General features: G+C 63.0%; 20 protein-coding genes. 5 read left to right on the forward strand and 15 right to left on the reverse strand.

What is annotated here, in order from left to right; translation table 11 throughout:
- Positions 1 to 18: 18 nt before the first annotated feature.
- From rpoN to ptsN, 3 genes are all read left to right on the forward strand, one after another.
- Complete coding sequence (gene rpoN / locus ACSQ3L_RS09415) at positions 19 to 1,545, forward strand: RNA polymerase factor sigma-54 (protein ID WP_436159682.1); 1,527 nt, start codon at positions 19 to 21, stop codon at positions 1,543 to 1,545.
- A gap of 264 nt (positions 1,546 to 1,809) precedes the next feature.
- Positions 1,810 to 2,394, forward strand: coding sequence for a ribosome hibernation-promoting factor, HPF/YfiA family (gene hpf, locus ACSQ3L_RS09420; protein WP_126070528.1), 585 nt, complete (start codon positions 1,810 to 1,812; stop codon positions 2,392 to 2,394).
- A 143-nt stretch (positions 2,395 to 2,537) separates the two neighbouring features.
- Complete coding sequence (gene ptsN / locus ACSQ3L_RS09425; RefSeq protein WP_013529589.1) at positions 2,538 to 3,002, forward strand: PTS IIA-like nitrogen regulatory protein PtsN; 465 nt, start codon at positions 2,538 to 2,540, stop codon at positions 3,000 to 3,002.
- Positions 3,003 to 3,103: 101 nt separating this feature from the next.
- Here ptsN and ACSQ3L_RS09430 read toward each other — a convergent pair whose 3' ends face one another.
- Positions 3,104 to 3,358, reverse strand: coding sequence for a DUF1150 family protein (locus ACSQ3L_RS09430; protein WP_436159683.1), 255 nt, complete (start codon positions 3,356 to 3,358; stop codon positions 3,104 to 3,106).
- A 65-nt stretch (positions 3,359 to 3,423) separates the two neighbouring features.
- Positions 3,424 to 3,849: an Hsp20 family protein gene (locus tag ACSQ3L_RS09435; RefSeq protein ID WP_023760739.1), complete on the reverse strand. Its 426-nt coding sequence runs from the start codon at positions 3,847 to 3,849 to the stop codon at positions 3,424 to 3,426.
- 316 nt (positions 3,850 to 4,165) lie between these two features.
- On the opposite strand from ACSQ3L_RS09435, the gene ACSQ3L_RS09440 reads away from it, so the two are divergent.
- Positions 4,166 to 5,107, forward strand: coding sequence for a nucleoside hydrolase (locus ACSQ3L_RS09440; protein WP_436159684.1), 942 nt, complete (start codon positions 4,166 to 4,168; stop codon positions 5,105 to 5,107).
- A gap of 168 nt (positions 5,108 to 5,275) precedes the next feature.
- Here ACSQ3L_RS09440 and ACSQ3L_RS09445 read toward each other — a convergent pair whose 3' ends face one another.
- The 9 genes from ACSQ3L_RS09445 to ACSQ3L_RS09485 form a co-directional block, all read right to left on the reverse strand.
- On the reverse strand, positions 5,276 to 5,890 hold the full coding sequence (locus ACSQ3L_RS09445) for a LysE family translocator (protein WP_436159685.1): 615 nt from the start codon (positions 5,888 to 5,890) through the stop codon (positions 5,276 to 5,278).
- 168 nt (positions 5,891 to 6,058) lie between these two features.
- Positions 6,059 to 7,507, reverse strand: a complete 1,449-nt coding sequence (locus ACSQ3L_RS09450) for an amidase (RefSeq protein WP_436159686.1) — start codon at positions 7,505 to 7,507, stop codon at positions 6,059 to 6,061.
- Position 7,508: 1 nt separating this feature from the next.
- Positions 7,509 to 8,414: a ribokinase gene (locus ACSQ3L_RS09455; protein WP_436159687.1), complete on the reverse strand. Its 906-nt coding sequence runs from the start codon at positions 8,412 to 8,414 to the stop codon at positions 7,509 to 7,511.
- 154 nt (positions 8,415 to 8,568) lie between these two features.
- A complete protein-coding gene (locus ACSQ3L_RS09460; protein ID WP_436159688.1) occupies positions 8,569 to 9,051 on the reverse strand; it encodes a hypothetical protein in 483 nt (160 codons plus the stop codon).
- Positions 9,026 to 9,538, reverse strand: coding sequence for a hypothetical protein (locus ACSQ3L_RS09465; RefSeq protein ID WP_436159689.1), 513 nt, complete (start codon positions 9,536 to 9,538; stop codon positions 9,026 to 9,028). Before ACSQ3L_RS09465 ends, ACSQ3L_RS09460 begins: the two co-directional genes overlap by 26 nt.
- Positions 9,505 to 9,897, reverse strand: a complete 393-nt coding sequence (locus ACSQ3L_RS09470; protein ID WP_436159690.1) for a hypothetical protein — start codon at positions 9,895 to 9,897, stop codon at positions 9,505 to 9,507. Before ACSQ3L_RS09470 ends, ACSQ3L_RS09465 begins: the two co-directional genes overlap by 34 nt.
- 21 nt (positions 9,898 to 9,918) lie before the next feature.
- Complete coding sequence (locus ACSQ3L_RS09475; protein ID WP_436159691.1) at positions 9,919 to 10,389, reverse strand: hypothetical protein; 471 nt, start codon at positions 10,387 to 10,389, stop codon at positions 9,919 to 9,921.
- Positions 10,390 to 10,608: 219 nt separating this feature from the next.
- Positions 10,609 to 11,484, reverse strand: coding sequence for a methylated-DNA--[protein]-cysteine S-methyltransferase (locus ACSQ3L_RS09480; protein WP_436159692.1), 876 nt, complete (start codon positions 11,482 to 11,484; stop codon positions 10,609 to 10,611).
- Positions 11,485 to 11,590: 106 nt separating this feature from the next.
- Complete coding sequence (locus ACSQ3L_RS09485) at positions 11,591 to 12,085, reverse strand: DUF2244 domain-containing protein (RefSeq protein WP_436159693.1); 495 nt, start codon at positions 12,083 to 12,085, stop codon at positions 11,591 to 11,593.
- 22 nt (positions 12,086 to 12,107) lie between these two features.
- Here ACSQ3L_RS09485 and nth point away from each other — a divergent pair, with 22 nt between their 5' ends.
- Positions 12,108 to 12,899, forward strand: a complete 792-nt coding sequence (gene nth, locus ACSQ3L_RS09490; RefSeq protein ID WP_436159694.1) for an endonuclease III — start codon at positions 12,108 to 12,110, stop codon at positions 12,897 to 12,899.
- A gap of 19 nt (positions 12,900 to 12,918) precedes the next feature.
- Here the strand turns inward: nth and ACSQ3L_RS09495 are convergent, their stop codons facing one another.
- The 4 genes from ACSQ3L_RS09495 to ACSQ3L_RS09510 all read right to left on the reverse strand — a co-directional run bounded on the left by ACSQ3L_RS09495 (position 12,919) and on the right by ACSQ3L_RS09510 (position 16,605).
- On the reverse strand, positions 12,919 to 14,427 hold the full coding sequence (locus tag ACSQ3L_RS09495; protein WP_436159695.1) for a tripartite tricarboxylate transporter permease: 1,509 nt from the start codon (positions 14,425 to 14,427) through the stop codon (positions 12,919 to 12,921).
- A 9-nt stretch (positions 14,428 to 14,436) separates the two neighbouring features.
- Positions 14,437 to 14,898 (reverse strand): tripartite tricarboxylate transporter TctB family protein, encoded by a 462-nt coding sequence (locus ACSQ3L_RS09500; protein ID WP_436159696.1) that lies wholly within the window; start codon positions 14,896 to 14,898, stop codon positions 14,437 to 14,439.
- Positions 14,899 to 14,993: 95 nt separating this feature from the next.
- Positions 14,994 to 15,971 carry a tripartite tricarboxylate transporter substrate-binding protein gene (locus ACSQ3L_RS09505; protein ID WP_436159697.1) on the reverse strand — a complete coding sequence of 326 codons (978 nt, stop codon included), beginning with the start codon at positions 15,969 to 15,971 and terminating at the stop codon, positions 14,994 to 14,996.
- A gap of 178 nt (positions 15,972 to 16,149) precedes the next feature.
- The gene (locus tag ACSQ3L_RS09510; RefSeq protein ID WP_436159698.1) at positions 16,150 to 16,605 is read right to left on the reverse strand and encodes a DUF2214 family protein; all 456 of its coding nucleotides are present in this window, start codon (positions 16,603 to 16,605) and stop codon (positions 16,150 to 16,152) included.
- Positions 16,606 to 16,676: the final 71 nt, after the last annotated feature.

The following is a 16,676-nucleotide window of genomic DNA, read 5'->3' on the forward strand; positions in this document are numbered from 1 at the left end:
GGCGTTTGAAACCGAACCATGGCGTTGGCGGCCAAATTACAGCTACGACAATCGCAGTCGCTCGTGATGACGCCGCAGCTGATGCAGTCGATTCGGCTGCTGCAGTTCACCCATGTCGAGCTCGAGCATTTCATCGACGAGGAAATCGAGCGCAACCCGCTGCTGGAGCGCGCCGAACCGCAGGACGATGCCGTCGGCGATCAGGCGCAGAAGATCGAGGCGGAGCCGCAAGCCGCGGCCGACGGCGACTGGTTCGAAAAAGAGACGCAGTGGAGCGCCGAGGCGATCTCGGACAAGCTCGATACGTCGCTGGAAAACCTGTTTCCCGACGACCCGGGCACCAGCGAGCGGCTCGGACCCGACCTGACGGCGCAGTGGAAATCGGCTTCCGGCAATGGCGCAAGTTCCTCATCCGAAGGTTTCGACGCCGGCGACATGGCGGCGGCTGCGATCACGCTGCGCGACCATGTCGGCGAACAGGTGGCGCTCGCCTTCGCCGATCCAGCGGCACGGCTGATCGCCGCCGACCTCGCCGACGGCCTCGACGAAACCGGCTATCTGCGCGCCGACCTGGCCGAGATCGCCGCCCGTCTCGGTACGGACATTGCCGTGGTGCGAAAGGTGCTTGCGGTGTGCCAGAGCTTCGAGCCGGCCGGCCTGTTTGCCCGCGACCTTGCCGAATGCCTGTCGCTGCAGCTTGCCGTGCGGGACCGGCTCGATCCGGCGATGAAGGCGCTGATCGCCAATCTCGAACTCCTGGCGCGGCGTGATTTCCACACGCTGAAACGGATCTGCGGTGTCGACGAGGAGGATCTGCTCGACATGCTGGCCGAGATCCGGGCACTCGATCCCCGACCCGGCATGGCGTTTTCGTGGGGCGCCAGCGACGCGATCGTCGCCGATGTCGAGGTGCGTGCCGCCAATGACGGCAGCTGGACGGTCGAGCTCAATTCCGAAACGCTGCCGCGCGTTCTGGTCGACCATATCTATTTCGCCCAGGTCTCGCCGCAGGCGAAGAACCAGGCGGAAAAGGACTTCCTGGCCGAATGCCTGCAAAACGCCAACTGGCTGACGCGCAGCCTCGACCAGCGGGCAAAGACCATCCTCAAGGTCGCCTCGGAAATCGTTCGCCAGCAGGATGCCTTCCTCGTCCATGGCGTGCGCCAGCTGAAGCCGCTCAACCTGCGCACGGTGGCCGATGCCATCGGCATGCACGAATCGACGGTCAGCCGGGTCACCGCGAACAAATACATGCTGACGCCGCGTGGCGTGTTCGAACTGCGTTACTTCTTCACCGCCTCGATCGCCGCGTCGGGCGGCGGTGATGCGCATTCCTCGGAAGCCGTGCGTGACCGCATCAAGCAATTGATCGATGAGGAAAAACCCGTCGACGTGCTTTCCGACGATGCGATCGTCGACATGTTGCGCGAGAGCGGCGTCGATATTGCCCGGCGTACGGTCGCCAAGTACCGGGAAGGCATGAATATTCCCTCCTCCGTGCAGCGCCGGCGTGAGAAACGGGCGATGGCCAGCATCGGCCGCTGACGCGGTTCGATTTTCCTCAGGCCAGCACTTTATTGACAAGCCGCGGTGAAGTGGCTAGAAGCCCGCCCGCATGAGAAGGGCTAGATGCCTGCATGCGGATGGTCCGTCACGACGTTGGCCTCGGGACGGTCAAGGGCGGCTTGTGATCAACCGGAAAGTTCGGATTTAAAATCGGCGCGAGTGACGCCGCAAAGCTTGTGCGCACGGATCACGAGTATAAACTCAGGCCAGTTTGAAGCCTGAGCAAGGAAGGTCAGTTTTCAGATGAATCTGCGCATATCGGGAAAACACATGGATATCGGCGATGCGTTCCGGACACGCATCAACGATCGTGTCGGCGAAGCCATCGGCAAATATTTCGATCGCGGCTTTGCCGGACACGTCACGGTCATCAAATCGGGTTCGCGCTATTCGGCGGATTGCATGATCCGGCTGGATTCCGGCGCTTCGCTGCAAGCCACCGGCGATGCCCAGGACCCGACATTGGCCTTCGAGGCCGCGGCGGATCGTCTGGAAACCCGCTTGAGGCGCTACAAGCGCCGGCTGAAGTCGCACAATTCGGGCGCCGCCAATGGCGAGCCGACCGACATTGCCTACACGGTGATGGCGCCGCTCGCCGACGACGACGAGGACATTCCGGAGAATTTCGCGCCGGCCATCGTCGCCGAATCGACCATGACGCTGAAGACCATGTCGGTGGCGTCGGCGGTCATCGAGCTCGATACCAAGGACAGCCCGGTCTTCGTCTTCCGCAACGCCGGAAACGATCATCTCAACATCGTCTATCGCCGGCCCGATGGAAACATCGGCTGGATCGACCCGTCCACGACCAAGGTCGCACAAGCGTGACGACAAGGTCGCACGGTGACGACAAGGGTCGCACAGGGACGACAAGGGTCGCACGGTGACGACAAGGGTCGCACAGGGATAAAAGCCGGCCGCACGAGGGGTGGGGACTGGCGACGGCAGCGGCGAACAAGGGATTTTCAAACATGGATCTGAGCGATCTTATCAACGTTCCGGCGATACTGCCGGCGTTGAAGGCGAACTCCAAGAAGCAGCTGTTGCAGTTGCTGTCCGAACGGGCGGCGGCGATTTCCGGCATTCCGGAGCGGGAGGTGTTCGACACCATCCTGCAGCGTGAACGGCTGGGCTCGACGGGCGTCGGCAACGGCATCGCCATTCCGCACGGCAAGCTGGCCGGCGTGAAGCGCATCGCCGGGGTTTTCGCCCGACTGGAGACGCCTGTCGATTTCGAATCGCTGGACGATCAGCCAGTCGACCTGGTGTTTCTGCTGCTGGCGCCGGAAGGGGCGGGTGCCGACCATCTCAAGGCCCTGTCGCGCATCGCGCGGGTGCTGCGCGACGCCGACACGGTGGCTAAGATCAGGGGTACGCGCGACGCCGCGGCGATCCACGCGCTCTTGTCGGACACACAGGCCTCGCACGCGGCCTGACTTTTCCTGAGTTTGGGATGACACTGAAGGGGCCGCCATGAGCGGCCCTATCTGTTTGAACCTGACTGTCAGCGCGCTTGGCAGACCGGCGCGCACGGGGCTCAGTGAATGGCGACCGTGATCAGGTCGTTTTCCCTGGCGCCGGCCAAAGCGCGGTCACGTGCGTCCGAAAGCAGGATCGGCTGGCCATTGGCGGCAAACAGCGCCCACAGCTCCATGCCGGGTGCGATTTCGCCGAGGCCGGGGAAACGGCCGAGCAATTCGTCGCTCGAGACCTTTCTCAGATAGGCGACCGAGCCTTCGCCGAGATGGGCGAACTCGCCATTGCTCATGGTGATGTTTTCAGTTCTGGTCATTTCAAAGCCTCCTTGGCGCGAGGACGCCGGTCAAGGCCATCCCGCATGAGAGCCATCGGTAAAGATCAGTCTTTCACCGATATGTTTATTTTCCGTACCAGCCGTTCGGACTCCGGCCGATCGAGGTCGATCGACAAAAGGCCGTTCTTCAGTTCCGCCGCGATCACCCGCATGCCGTCGGCCAGCACGAAACAGCGCTGGAACTGGCGCGCGGCGATGCCGCGATGAAGAAATTCGCGCTCCGTGTCGTCGGTCTGACGGCCGCGCACGACCAACTGATTTTCCTCCGTGGTGACATCGAGATCGCTTTCGGCGAAACCGGCGACCGCCAATGTGATGCGCAACCTTTCGGTCTTGCCGTCGGCGCCGCTGAGGCGTTCGATGTTGTAGGGAGGATAGCTGTCACCGGACTTCGCCAGGCGTTCCAGAGTCTTCTCCATGGCATCGAAACCAAGGAGAAGCGGGCTGGAAAAGGGCGTCATTCGGCTCATGTTACATTGTCCTCTCAAGAGCGACATAAAGTGGAAAAACCCAGATGGCATTTTTCCCGATGGTCTTGATATGGTCCGCCCCGCGACCAAGTTCAAGCCGTCAAAAGACCCGCCCAAAAAAGACCAGGTCGTGGACTCACAGGAATGATCGACATGGCGCTTGAACTGGTGAGCAGATGCAAGGAGAAGCGCGCAGGTCGGGATTGTCTTTCCCGGTCGAGCGGTTCGACATGGCAGCTGTCGGCCGCTTCGGCGTCATTTGGATGTCTCGATCGGATTCATTCAGGTTCACGGCCTCGCCAAACAAGGAATTGAAATGCCCCTATCACGCAAGATCATCATCGACACGGATCCCGGCCAGGACGATGCCGTCGCCATTTTGCTGGCGCTCGGCAGCTCCGAACTGGAGATCGTCGGCATCACAGCCGTTGCCGGCAACGTGCCGCTGAAGCTTACCGAAAAGAATGCCCGCAAGATCTGCGAGTTGGCCGGCCGGCCCGATGTCAAGGTCTATGCCGGCGCCATCCGGCCCCTGATGCGCGAACTGGTCACCGCCGAGGAAGTGCATGGCAAGACAGGTCTCAACGGACCGCAATTGCCTGAACCGACGATGAAGCTGCAGGACCAGTACGCGGTCGATTTCATCGTCGAGACCCTGATGACGGAAGAGAGCGGCACGATCACGCTTTGCCCACTCGGCCCGCTGACCAACATTGCGCTGGCGCTGATCCGGGAGCCGCGCATTGCTCCCCGCATCAAGGAAATCGTGCTGATGGGCGGCGGCTTCTTCGAGGGCGGCAATGTCACGCCGACCGCCGAATTCAACATCTATGTCGATCCGCAGGCCGCCGATGTCGTGCTCAAATCCGGCATCCCGATCGTGATGATGCCGCTCGACGTCACCCACAAGGCGCTGACCACCGCCAAGCGCACGCAGGCCTTCCGCGCGCTCGGTACCAAGGTCGGCACCGCGACCGCCGAGATGCTGGAGTTCTTCGAGCGCTTCGACGAGGAGAAGTACGGCACCGACGGTGGCCCGCTGCACGATCCCTGCGTCATCGCCTATCTGTTGAAGCCGGACCTGTTCAAGGGCCGCAACTGCAATGTCAGCGTGGAAACCGCCTCCGAACTGACCATGGGCATGACCGTCATCGACTGGTGGGGCGTCACCAAGCGGCCGAAGAACGCCATGGTGATGCGCGACATCGACCATGACGGGTTTTTCGCGTTGCTGGTGGAGAGGCTGGGGCGGCTTTAACTCCCTCTTTGCCTTCTCCCCCTGGGGGAAGGTGGCCGAGCGAAGCTCGGTCGGATGAGGGGTGCTCCAGCCCGGCACCGACAGTGATTCGTGACGCACCCCTCAACCGTCTCGGCGCTGCGCGCCGATCCACCTTCTCCCGCAAGGGGAGAAGGAAAGGCGCGCGTCTTACTTCGCCTTAGAAAACGCCAGCCACAGGCCGCCGCCGACCATGAAGCTGCCGCTGATCCTCGACAAAAGTTTGATGCGGCCGGCCGACAGCATGCGCCCGGCGCGGCCGGCGGCCAATGCATAGGTGGAATCCGAGAAGGCGGCGAAGATCATGGCGGTCAGACCCATGACGGCGATCTGCAGCGAGTAGTTGCCTTGCGGCGAAATGAACTGCGGAAAGAAGGCGCCGAAGAAGATCAGCGTCTTGGGGTTGCTCAGCGCCACCAGCAGGCCCTGCAGGAAGAAGCCGCCGCGCGGCTTTCTCGCGGTTCCATCGGCATTCAGCGTGCCTTTGGAACGGAACATCTGCACGCCCATCCAGATCAGATAGGCGGCACCGATCAGCCGTACCCATTCGAACCAGTGGCCCATGCCCGAAATCAGTGTGTTGAGGCCGATGCCGACGATGGCGATCATCACGGCAAGCCCGGCCTGCGTGCCGGCGACATTGGCGAGACCGGCGCGTGAGCCATGGCGGATGCTGTTGGCGATGATCAGCGTGACCGTCGGACCGGGCACCAGGATGATGACGATGCAAGCCAGGACATAGGTGGCGTAGAGTTCGAGCGACATGATTCTTCCCTAGTTGGAGCATGATCTTTTCCGAAAACCGGTTCCCACTTTTCGGGATCATGCTCTAGGAATGCCGCCGAGGCGGCGCGGCTGAGGATAATCAATGCATGGCGGCGATGGCGATGCAAGCCGGTGCGCGAAGCGCCGCGACACGCCAGCGCATGCGGTTCAGGCGCCGGCTTGCCAGGGCAGTGTTGCCTCATAGGCCGCGGCCGTCTTCAGTACGGCGAGGTCGTCACGCGGCCTGCCGATCAGCTGCATGCCCATCGGCCGGCCCCTGTCGTCGAAGCCGACCGGCACGTTGACCGCCGGGCAGCCGCCCAAGGTCGCGAAGGCGGAAACCTGCATCCAGCGGTGGTAGCTGTCCATTGCCCGTCCGGCGACCTCACGGGGCCAATGCGTATCGACATCGAAGGGGAAGACCTGCGCGGTCGGTAGCGCAATGAGATCATAGCGGTCGAAGACCGACAGCAGCGTGCGGTGCCAGGACGTGCGGACGACCGAGGCGGCGCGGATCTGCGGCGCCGTCAGCCGCATCGCGTTCTCCACTTCCCAAATGGCTTCCGGCTTGAGCAGGCCGCGCCTCGCGGGGTCGTCATAGTGGGTTTTGAGCGCACAGCCGCTGCTGGCCTGGCGCAGCGTCACGAAGGCCTGCCACAGCGCTTCGAAATCGAAATCCGGCAGCAACGGTTCAGTCACGAAGGATGCTTCCGCGAGCCGGCCAAGTGCTGCCTCGCACAGGCCGAGAATACCGGGTTCGATCGGCAGATGACCGCCGAGGTCACCAAACCAGGCGATGCGACCGCCAGCCGACGCCATGCCGAGCCCTTCGAGGAACGAGCCCGGTTTCTCGTAGGACAAGGGTGCGTGCGGATGATAACCAGCCTGCACATCGAGCAGCAGCGCCATGTCGGCGACGTTGCGGCCCATCGGCCCATCGACGCCCATCTGCGCATGAAAGACTTCCAAATCGGGTCCGCCGGGAACAAGGCCTTGCGACGGGCGGAAGCCAAAAACGTTGTTCCAGGCCGCCGGGTTGCGCAGCGAGCCGCCAAAGTCGCTGCCATCGGCGACCGGCACCATGTCGAGCGCCAGGGCGACGGCCGCACCGCCGCTGGAGCCGCCGGCGGTCAGCGCCGGATCGAAGGCGTTCAGCGTCGGCCCGAACACGCTGTTGTAGGTGTTGGAGCCAAGGCCAAATTCCGGAACGTTGGTCTTGCCGATGATGATGGCGCCGGCCTTGCGGATGCGCTCGACGAAGAAATCGTCTTCCCGCGGTACGAAATCGGCGAAGATCGGCGAGCCGAAGGAGGTCCTGAGGCCCGTGGTCGAGGCGAGATCCTTGATGGCGATTGGCAGGCCGAAGAGCGGGCCGGTTTCTGCTCGCGCCGGGCTGGCATCGGCCGCATCGGCTTCGCGCAGGATGTCGCCACGGTCGCGCAACGAGACGATGGCGTTGACCAGCGGGTTGACCGCCTCGATGCGGTCGAGGAATGCCGCCACCACCTCGCGCACGGAAAGTTTCTTCCGGCGGATCGCGCCGGCGAGTTCGACAGCGGACAGACGGCAGATGTCGCCGGCCGGCGGCACGGCATGTTTCGTTTGAGGGCGCAGCATCTCAGCGGGTTTCCTGCAATGCTTGGTCGACATCCTTGGCCAGCGGTATCGCCGGTTGGGCGCCCGGCTTCAGGCAGGCCAGCGAGCCGGCCGCGCCGGCGCGCACCAATGCTTGTTCGAGCGTGAGACCCGACGACAGGCCGGCGGCGAAATAACCGCAGAACGTGTCCCCGGCGCCGACCGTGTCGACAGGGGTGATCTTGCGTGCCGGAACGGTCAGGAAGTCGCTTGGCGTCGCCGCCATTACGCCGTCGCCGCCGAGCGTGACGACGATGGTGCGGCCGGTTTTCCCGGCAAAGTCGCGCATCCGTGCAGGCCGGTCGCGGCCTTGCAACGACAACGCCTCGCCATAGAGGTCGAACTCGGTTTCGTTGGCGACGGCATAGTCTGCCTTGCCGAGAAAGCCGGCTGCTTGCCCCTGGAAAGGCGCGGTGTTGAGCACCGTGATGGCACCGGCCGTTCTTGCCTGGTCGAGGGCGGCGTCGACGGTGGCCAGCGGGATCTCATTTTGCAGCAGCACGACATCGCCTTTTTTGAAGAAGGCCTTGGAGAGGTCGCCGGGCACCACGGAAGCGTTGGCGCCCGGCACCACGGCGATGATGTTCTCGCCATCGTCGGCGACCATGATCAGTGCCGTGCCTGTCGAGGCGTGGGTCTCGGCAACGCCGGACAGGTCGACCTTGCCGTCGCGCAGCAACGCCAGCGTCTCGGCGGCGAAGCTGTCCTTGCCGACGGCGCCGACCATGCGCACCGAGGCGCCGGCACGCGCTGCGGCCAGCGCCTGGTTGGCGCCCTTGCCCCCGGGCGCGGTGGTGAAGGCCGAGCCGCCTACCGTCTCGCCGGGGCTCGGCAAGCGGTCGACATTGGCGATAAGGTCGAGGTTGATCGAGCCGATGACGATAATCAAGCAAGGCCTCCTGGCAGCGCAAATTCAAGTGTCGAAGCGTCCTTTGTGCGTCCGGGCGAACCAAGGTCGTTCCAATCGCGCGGGAAGCTAACCTGTAAGGCCGCGGCTTGCCAGACCACGCGAATGGTCCAGCTTGATTTGAGGTATCGTAGCCTTATTCACAGCGCACGGTGACCGTGCCCTGATAGTTGCCGGCAGGAAAGATGCCGCTCGATCTGGTGGCGGTGAGATCGACCTGCATGGGGTGGGTGCCGTTGACCACCCGCTGCGGCACACTCCCGTTGATGTCGACCCCCGAGCCGTCGAGGCGGAAGACCGAGGCGAAGGTCACGTTGGTGCCGCCGCCGCTCGGTGCGGACGAGAATGCGGCTGGCGCCGGCGCCGAAACCGAATAGCAGTCCAGCAGATTGAGCACGGAACACAGCAGCGAGCTTGCTACGACGGTGGCGCTCGCGCTTGATCCGCCCGCCTGTTTCGAGCCCAGTATGCTGATGGCGGGATTTGCCTTCATCGTTCCCGACGCCCCGACCATGATGGTGCAGGTGCCGATGATCGCCGCCTGCGCCGGAAGGCAGAAGCCGGCAAGTGCTGCCATCGCAAGCAGCGCGCGGCTATTTCTTTTTCTTGTTCTTGCCATCGCCATTTCCGGTCCTGATGCTCCAGCCTTCGTTGGCCCATCCGGGAGATGCGCCCGCGGGAGCGCTGGCGGTCACGCTCGCCGTCTGGCCATCGGCGCCGAGGCCCATTTTGAGGAGTTTCAGCTCCAGCTGCAGGCGCTCGACCTCAAGCTCGTAGAGACGGCTGCAATCGACGCGCTTCGGCGTGCGCCCGATCGGGATCACCACGCGGCCGTAAGTGGCGACGTCATTGTTCGACCGGCTGTTGCCTCTGATGACGCCGAGATCGACATAAGCGCCGGAGCCGGAGACGGCGGAGCGGCAAGTGGTGCCGTCCGCGGCATGGACCTCATCCTGCCCCTGGGGCAAGGTGACGCCGGGCAGGTTGAAGCCGCTCTCGTTCTGGTTGAGGTTGTAAACATCTTCGGCCATAGCCGGCGAGACCCCAGCCCAAGCAGCCGCGAGCGCTAGTGTCAGGACTTGCGGCGCCCAAAAAACTTTCCGCATATCTGTGCCCTTATCTGCGTCTGTTGATTGGGAAAGGGGATGCTTTCGGTACAGATACGCACTTTACGCTCGGCGGCGCCGTCAAAAGGCACGACCACAAGGACAGAACGGGAAGCCTGGGAAGCCAGTTGGAAGACATTCGGAGAAATTCTGGCGTCTACCGGCTGAAAATCCTGATCGTAGACGTGGATTTCGACCCGGATCTTCCGGTCGTAGGGATTGGCGGGGAAAACGCGAACCGCGAAGACGTCGGTGAAGCTGTTGATCTCGCCACGCATCGGCGACATCGACTGCGCCTTGGCGGCAATGGGAGCCAGCCCGACGGCCAGTGCCGTCGCCAGAATACGAGCATGTTTCAAGGACCCTCCTTCGCTACGGCGTCATTCGCAGCGCAGCGTTACCGTTGCCTGATAGTTGCCGTTGGCGAAGCGGTTGCTGCCGCCCTTGGTACCGGCGAGGTGGACCGAGACGAGATCGGCGCCGGGTGTGCCGATGCTGGTTGCCGAGCCGGTCTCAACGATAGAGTGGGCACCAGCAGCGGAGTAGGTCGGCGTCCAGGTTGTCGACGTGATATCCGCCGATGGCACCGTCACGGTGGTGACCGGATCGACGCTGAGCGACACGCCTCCGGTCGTCGTCAGCGTCACGGTTCCAGCAGAACCGCCGCTGTTGTGGGAGCTGAGGGACTGGAGATCTGGACTGGCGGTCATCGTGCCGTTGGTGGCAACGACAAGCGTGCAGGTGGGCGCGATCGTGCCATTGAAGATGACATTCTGCGTCGTGGCCAACGCAGTCTGGTCGATGCTGGCAACCAGCAGAGCTGCGCCGAAGGCGGCGCGAAACAACGTCATCGAGACCTCCTATTAAGCCGGATCGCCCGAATTAATACAGGGTCATCATCACTTTATCGTGGTTAATTTAGAGTTAACTAAAATAAATTGTCGAAGTAACAATTGCTTAAACCGGAGATTGTCCTTGGTTGTATGAAGAAAAGAAAAAAGTAAAATCGTACTTGTAGTTCAGAATCCGTATATCCACATATTTCTGTGCAACAACTGGAAAAATCGATATTATGAAACCTGTCCCGCTTCCCAGCCCAGAATGGCGCGCTTGCGGGTCAGGCCCCAGTGATAGCCGGTGAGGTCGCCGGATTTGCCGATGGCGCGGTGGCAGGGCACCACGAAAGAGAGCGGATTGGCGCCATTGGCCGCACCGACGGCACGGCTGGCGGATGGGGCGCCAATGCTGGCGGCAATCGAGGAATAGGTGCGGGCCTTGCCCATCGGGATCTTGAGCAGCGCCTCCCAGACCCGAACCTGGAAATCGGTGCCGATCATGACGACATGCAGGGGCTGCTCGGGGCGCCACAGCGTCGGGTCGAAGATGCGCGCGGCATAGGGACCCGTAGCATTCATGTCCTCGACATAGATGGCGTTGGGCCAGCGGCTGGACATGTCGGCGAAGGCGGCGCGTTCCTCGCCGGGATCGCTGAAGGCGAGGCCAGCAAGCCCGCGGTCGGTGGCCATGATCAGGGCGGTGCCGAACGGCGAGGGATGATAGCCGTAGCGGATGGTGAGCCCGACGCCGCGCGTCTTGTAGTCGCCCGGCGACATCGCTTCGTGTGTGACGAAGAGATCATGCAGCCGGCCCGGGCCGGACATGCCCAGTTCGAACGAGGTTTCGAGCAGCGGCATGCCGGAATCGAGCAGCCTGCGCGCATGGTCCAGTGTCACCGCCTGCAGGAAGGCCTTCGGCGATAGGCCGGCCCAACGAGTGAAGAGCTTTTGCAGGCCGGTCGGCGTCTCGCCGACCTCCTCGGCCAATTCTTCAAGGGAAGGCTGGTCGCGATAATCGAGGCTGATCTTCTCGATGGCGCGGCGCACGATTTCGTAGTCGCTGCCTTCAGGCGTGATGTCCTTTTTGAGGACTGCTGTGTGTGTGCTCATGGAACTGTCTCCTTGAGCCGGAATATCGCCCCTTGGGGCGCCGATCGCCACCCGAAACTTGCCTTCTTGCGGCAGGCTGTTGCGCTATCGCTTCTGAAGCGCTGGCTCAGCGCGTCTTGGCGGTCGCCAGCGCTCGCGAAAATGCTGTGGCAAAGCTCTCGCGCGAATCGGGGTCCAGGAACGATCCGATCGGCACGTTCTGGCCTTGACCTTCCACCGTCATCCCCGTGATGCCGATCTCGGCGTGCCGGGCGACCGAAAACCGCGCCCAGAACGGATTGAAGCGATGCGCTTCCGATTTGCCGGAGGGTGCCGTCTTGCGGATGTCGAGGCTGGTGCGCGAGACGGAAACTTCCTCGCGTGCGCGGGCGGCCCGATAGTTGACGCGAAAGGCGATGTAGACGGCGGCCACATCGAGGCCGAAGAAGCCGAACACCGGCCAAGCGCCACGCGATAGGAAAAAAACGCCGGTCACCAGCCAGCCGAACAGCAGCACGCCCATCAGGATGAAAAAGCCTGTCCGGCCCAGCGACCGGTGCGGGGTCAGTAGCGCCTGAAAGAAAGGCTCGTCGGCCTGGAACGAGGCGTTTGTGTCGCTCATGAGGGAATATTATAGGAGGGAAATGGCGCGCCCCAAGTCCAAAGATTCTGTCACATCCAAAAAAGAGCTGCCTGGCCGGCGCGACGGGTCGAACGCCAAGCCGCGGCCCCGACCGTCGCGCAGCTCGTCGCGCTACAGTCCGGCCGAAGTGCACGAGATCTTCCGGCGCTTTTCCGTCCAGCGGCCGGAGCCGAAGGGCGAGCTCGAACATATCAACGCCTTCACGCTGCTGGTGGCGGTGGTGCTGTCGGCGCAAGCGACGGATGTCGGCGTCAACAAGGCGACGCGGGCGCTGTTCAAGGCCGCCGACACACCGCAGAAGATGCTGGCCCTGGGCGAAGCCAAGATCGGCGAGCACATCCGCACCATCGGGCTTTGGCGCAACAAGGCCAAGAATGTGATTGCGCTGTCGCAGGCGCTGATCCGCGACCATGGCGGCGAAGTACCCGACGACCGCGATGAATTGGTCAAGCTGCCGGGCGTTGGACGCAAGACCGCCAATGTCGTGCTCAACATGGCCTTCGGCCAGCACACGATGGCCGTCGACACGCACATTTTCCGCATCGGCAACCGGCTCGGGCTGGCGCCCGGCAAGACGCCGGAACAGGTCGAGCAGGGGTTGTTGAAGATCATCCCGGACGAGTACATGCGCCACGCGCATCACTGGCTGATCCTGCACGGCCGCTATGTCTGCAAGGCGCGCAAGCCGGATTGCCCGGCCTGCGTCATTGCCGACATCTGCAAGGCCGAGGTGAAGACGACGGACGTGCCGGCACCGCTGGTCGAACTCGCACCGCTCGATCCGACACCTTAAAGCGCGTCGCCATGCACAACTAGCTCTCCTCGACAAACACCTCTTCGCGCTTTTTCCTGACCGCGGGGAGGAAGACGATGACGAGCACGGCGAGCGCGATGAGGAGCAGGCTGGCGCTGATTGGCCTCGTCACGAAGGTGCTCGGGTCGCCGCGCGCGAGGATCATGGCGCGGCGCAGGTTTTCCTCGAGCAGCGGGCCGAGCACGAAGCCGAGCAGCAGCGGCGCCGGTTCGCAACGCAGCTTGGTCAGGAGATAGCCGAGGAAGCCGAAGAAAGCGACGGCGTAGAGATCGTAGACGTTGCTGTTGACGCTGTAGACGCCGATCGAACAGAACGCCATGATGATCGGGAAGAGCACGTAATAGGGGATCGTCAGCAGCTTCACCCAAAGTCCGATCAGCGGCAGGTTGAGGACGATCAGCATCAGATTGCCGATCCACATCGAAGCGATGATGCCCCAAAACAGCGCCGGCTGTTCGATCGCGACATTGGGGCCGGGCACGATGCCCTGGATGATCATTGCGCCGATCATCAGCGCCATGACCGGATTTGCCGGAATGCCGAGCGTCAGCATCGGGATGAAGGAGGTCTGCGCGCCGGCATTGTTGGCCGATTCCGGGCCGGCGACGCCCGCGATGGCGCCTTTGCCGAATTCCCCCGGGTTTTTCGACACGCGTTTTTCGACCGTGTAGGAGGCAAAGGCTGCCAGGATCGCACCGCCTCCCGGCAGGATGCCGAGCGCCGATCCGATAATGGTTCCGCGCACGATGGGCGCTGCCATGCGCCGAAAATCCTCGCGGGTCGGCATAAGGCCGGTGACCTCTCGGATCATCACGGAGCGCTCATCCTCGTTTTCGAGGTTGCGCAATATTTCAGCGACGCCGAAGACGCCGACCGCCACCGCGACGAAATTCAGCCCGTCGGCATATTCGCGGATGCCAAGCGTGAAGCGCGGCGTGCCGGTGTAGATGTCGGTGCCGACAATGCCGAGCAGCAGGCCGAGCACGACCATGGCCAGCGCCTTGACGATCGAGCCATGGGCGAGTGCAACGGACGAGACGAGACCAACGATCATCAGTGAAAAATACTCGGCCGCGCCGAATTTCAGCGCGATCGCCGTCAGCGGCGGGGCAAAGATGGCGACCAGAAAGGTAGACACCGTGCCGGCAAAGAACGAGCCTATGGCCGCGATCGCGAGTGCCGCCCCGGCGCGGCCGTTCCTGGCCATCTGGTAACCGTCGATGGCGGTGACAGCCGACGAGGATTCGCCAGGCATGTTGATGAGAATGGCGGTGGTCGAGCCACCATATTGCGCGCCGTAATAGATGCCGGCGAGCATGATGAGGGAGGAAACCGGGTCGCCGATCTGGAAGGTGATGGGTAAAAGCATGGCGATGGTCGCGGTGGCGCCGATGCCGGGCAGGACGCCGATCAGCGTGCCGAGAAGGACGCCGATCAGGCAGAAACCGAGGTTGGTCAGCGATGTCGCCGTCGAAAATCCGAGCGCGAGGTTGTCGAGGAGTTCCATTTCGTCTCCTCAGAATGCCAGCCATGGGCCGAAGCGCCGGAACGGCAAGCCGAGCGCGTAGCTGAAGACCAGGAATGCAAACAGCGTCAGGCAGGCCGACAGCACGAGCGCGGTCAGCGGCTTCATGCGGCGGCTGGCAAACGACGCGATCAGCGCCGTGAGGAAGATCGACGGAATGAAGCCGAGGCCGCGCACTGTCAGGCCAAAGAAGATCGGAGCAGGCAGGATGAGCAGCATGCCGCGCCACGCGATGTGACCGATCGCTTCGCCCTCGAAGCGCACCGCCTGGACGAGGATGACGGCGCCAAGCAGGATCAGCACGATCGCCAGGACCAGGGGAAAATAGCCTGGTCCCATGCGGAAGGCCGTGCCGATTTCGAGGCCGAGCGACTGCAGTGCGAAACACGCGCCGAAACCGATGAACAGCGCGGCGCATAGGCCGTTGGCCCTGTCGATTGCGAAAGGTTTCATGACGTTCTCCCAGACCCGCGCCGCGGGCGCGCCGTTGCAATGCGAAAACGGGGTCGAAGCGAAAACGGGGCGCTGTCAGCGCCCCGTTCATAACCTCAGTCGGCGTACTGGCCGGCGGCTTCGATGATAGGCTTCCAGCGCGCGATCTCGCTTTCTAGCTTGGCCTTCAGCGCGGCGGGCGTGGCGTCGGCCTCGGGCGAGGGCTTGGTGCCGAGTTCGGCGAAGCGGGCCGCGACGTTCTGGTCCTTCAGTGCGACCTGAAGCGATTTCGACAGGCGCTCGGTGATCTCGGCGGGCGTGCCTTTGGGTGCGTAGAGGCCGTGCCAGATGCCGACCTGCACCTCTGGAAGGCCGCCCTCAATCGTCGTCGGGACGTCCTTCAGCACATCGAGGCGTTCCGGCGAGGTGACGGCATAGGCCTTGATCGTGCCGCCCTGGATCTGCTTTGTGGTGTTGGTCGTCTGGTCGCACATGATGTCGACCTGGCCGCCAAGCAGATCGGTCATCGCCGGGCCGGTGCCCTTGTAGGGTACGGTGACCAGCGGCGTCTTGATGGCGCTCATGAACAGCATGCCGCACAGATGCGAAGCCGCACCAATGCCGGCATTGGCGACGGTGATGGAATCCTTGTTGGCCTTGGCATAGTCGACAAGCCCCTTGAGATCGGTCGGCTCCAGGTCCTTGCGGCCGACGATGGTCATCGGCACCTCGGTGACGAGGCCGACATATTCGAAGGCATTCAGCGTGTCGTAGGCGAGCTTTCTGTACAGCGTGGCACTCGTCGCCATGCCGATGTGATGGAGGAGCAGCGTGTAGCCGTCCGGCTCGGCGTTGGCGACGCGGCCCGCACCCAGCGTGCCGCCGGCCCCGCCGACATTCTCGACGATGACCTGCTGGCCGAGATCCTTCGACATGGCTTCCGCGACGAGACGCGTGACGGTGTCGGTCGGGCCGCCGGCCGCAAATGGCACCACAACGGTGATGGTGCGTTCAGGATAGGTCTGTGCGCCAACAGTGAACGGATAAAGCGTGACGGCCGCAACGGCAGCCAGAGCGGCGACAAATCTTCTCATCGTGATCTCCTCCCAGGATATGAAACGCCATCCGCTGCGGTGCTCCTCTCAACACAGGCCGCGGATCAAGCAACAACTAGCGCTAGCTAGCAAATAGCAACCGGACTCAAACGGCAAACTGCCGATATCCGCAACCATCCGCTTTCAATGGGAAGGCGTTGGGAGATGGGCGTCTCTCCTAATAGCCGTAGCCGCGCGCCATCGCCGCCGCGAAGACCGGGATGAGCAGGAAGATGAAAGCCTCGGCGCGGATGTAGGTCTTCACGGATGCAAGCTCGGTCGCCGGCACCAGGAACGAGGGATTGGCGCTCGCCTGCCTGTTCCAGGACATGAAGCGGACGGTCGGGATGATCGACAGCAGGCCGACCACGCCAAACGCCGCGATCTTGGCCCAAAACACCCAGTTGTAGACGTAGAATTCCCAGCCCTTGAGGCCATAGAAGACGCGGCCGATGCCGACGATGATGATCAGCGCGGCGATGATGCCGTAGTGCCGGTCGATGCCGGCGAGCCGCTTGAGCGTCGCGGCGGGCAGATCACCGCGGATCAGGACGAATTCGGCGCCGATGATCCCCGCCAGCGAAAACACCAGCAGATGATGGACAATGGCAAGCACAAGATCGGTGGTGTCCATGCTGTTTCCCTTGGGTCTGTCGATGCCGGCCCGCACCTGAAAAAGGGTGCGATTGCAGGTGATGAATCAGC

This window comes from Mesorhizobium sp. LjRoot246 (genome assembly GCF_964254115.1).
Classification (GTDB): domain Bacteria; phylum Pseudomonadota; class Alphaproteobacteria; order Rhizobiales; family Rhizobiaceae; genus Mesorhizobium.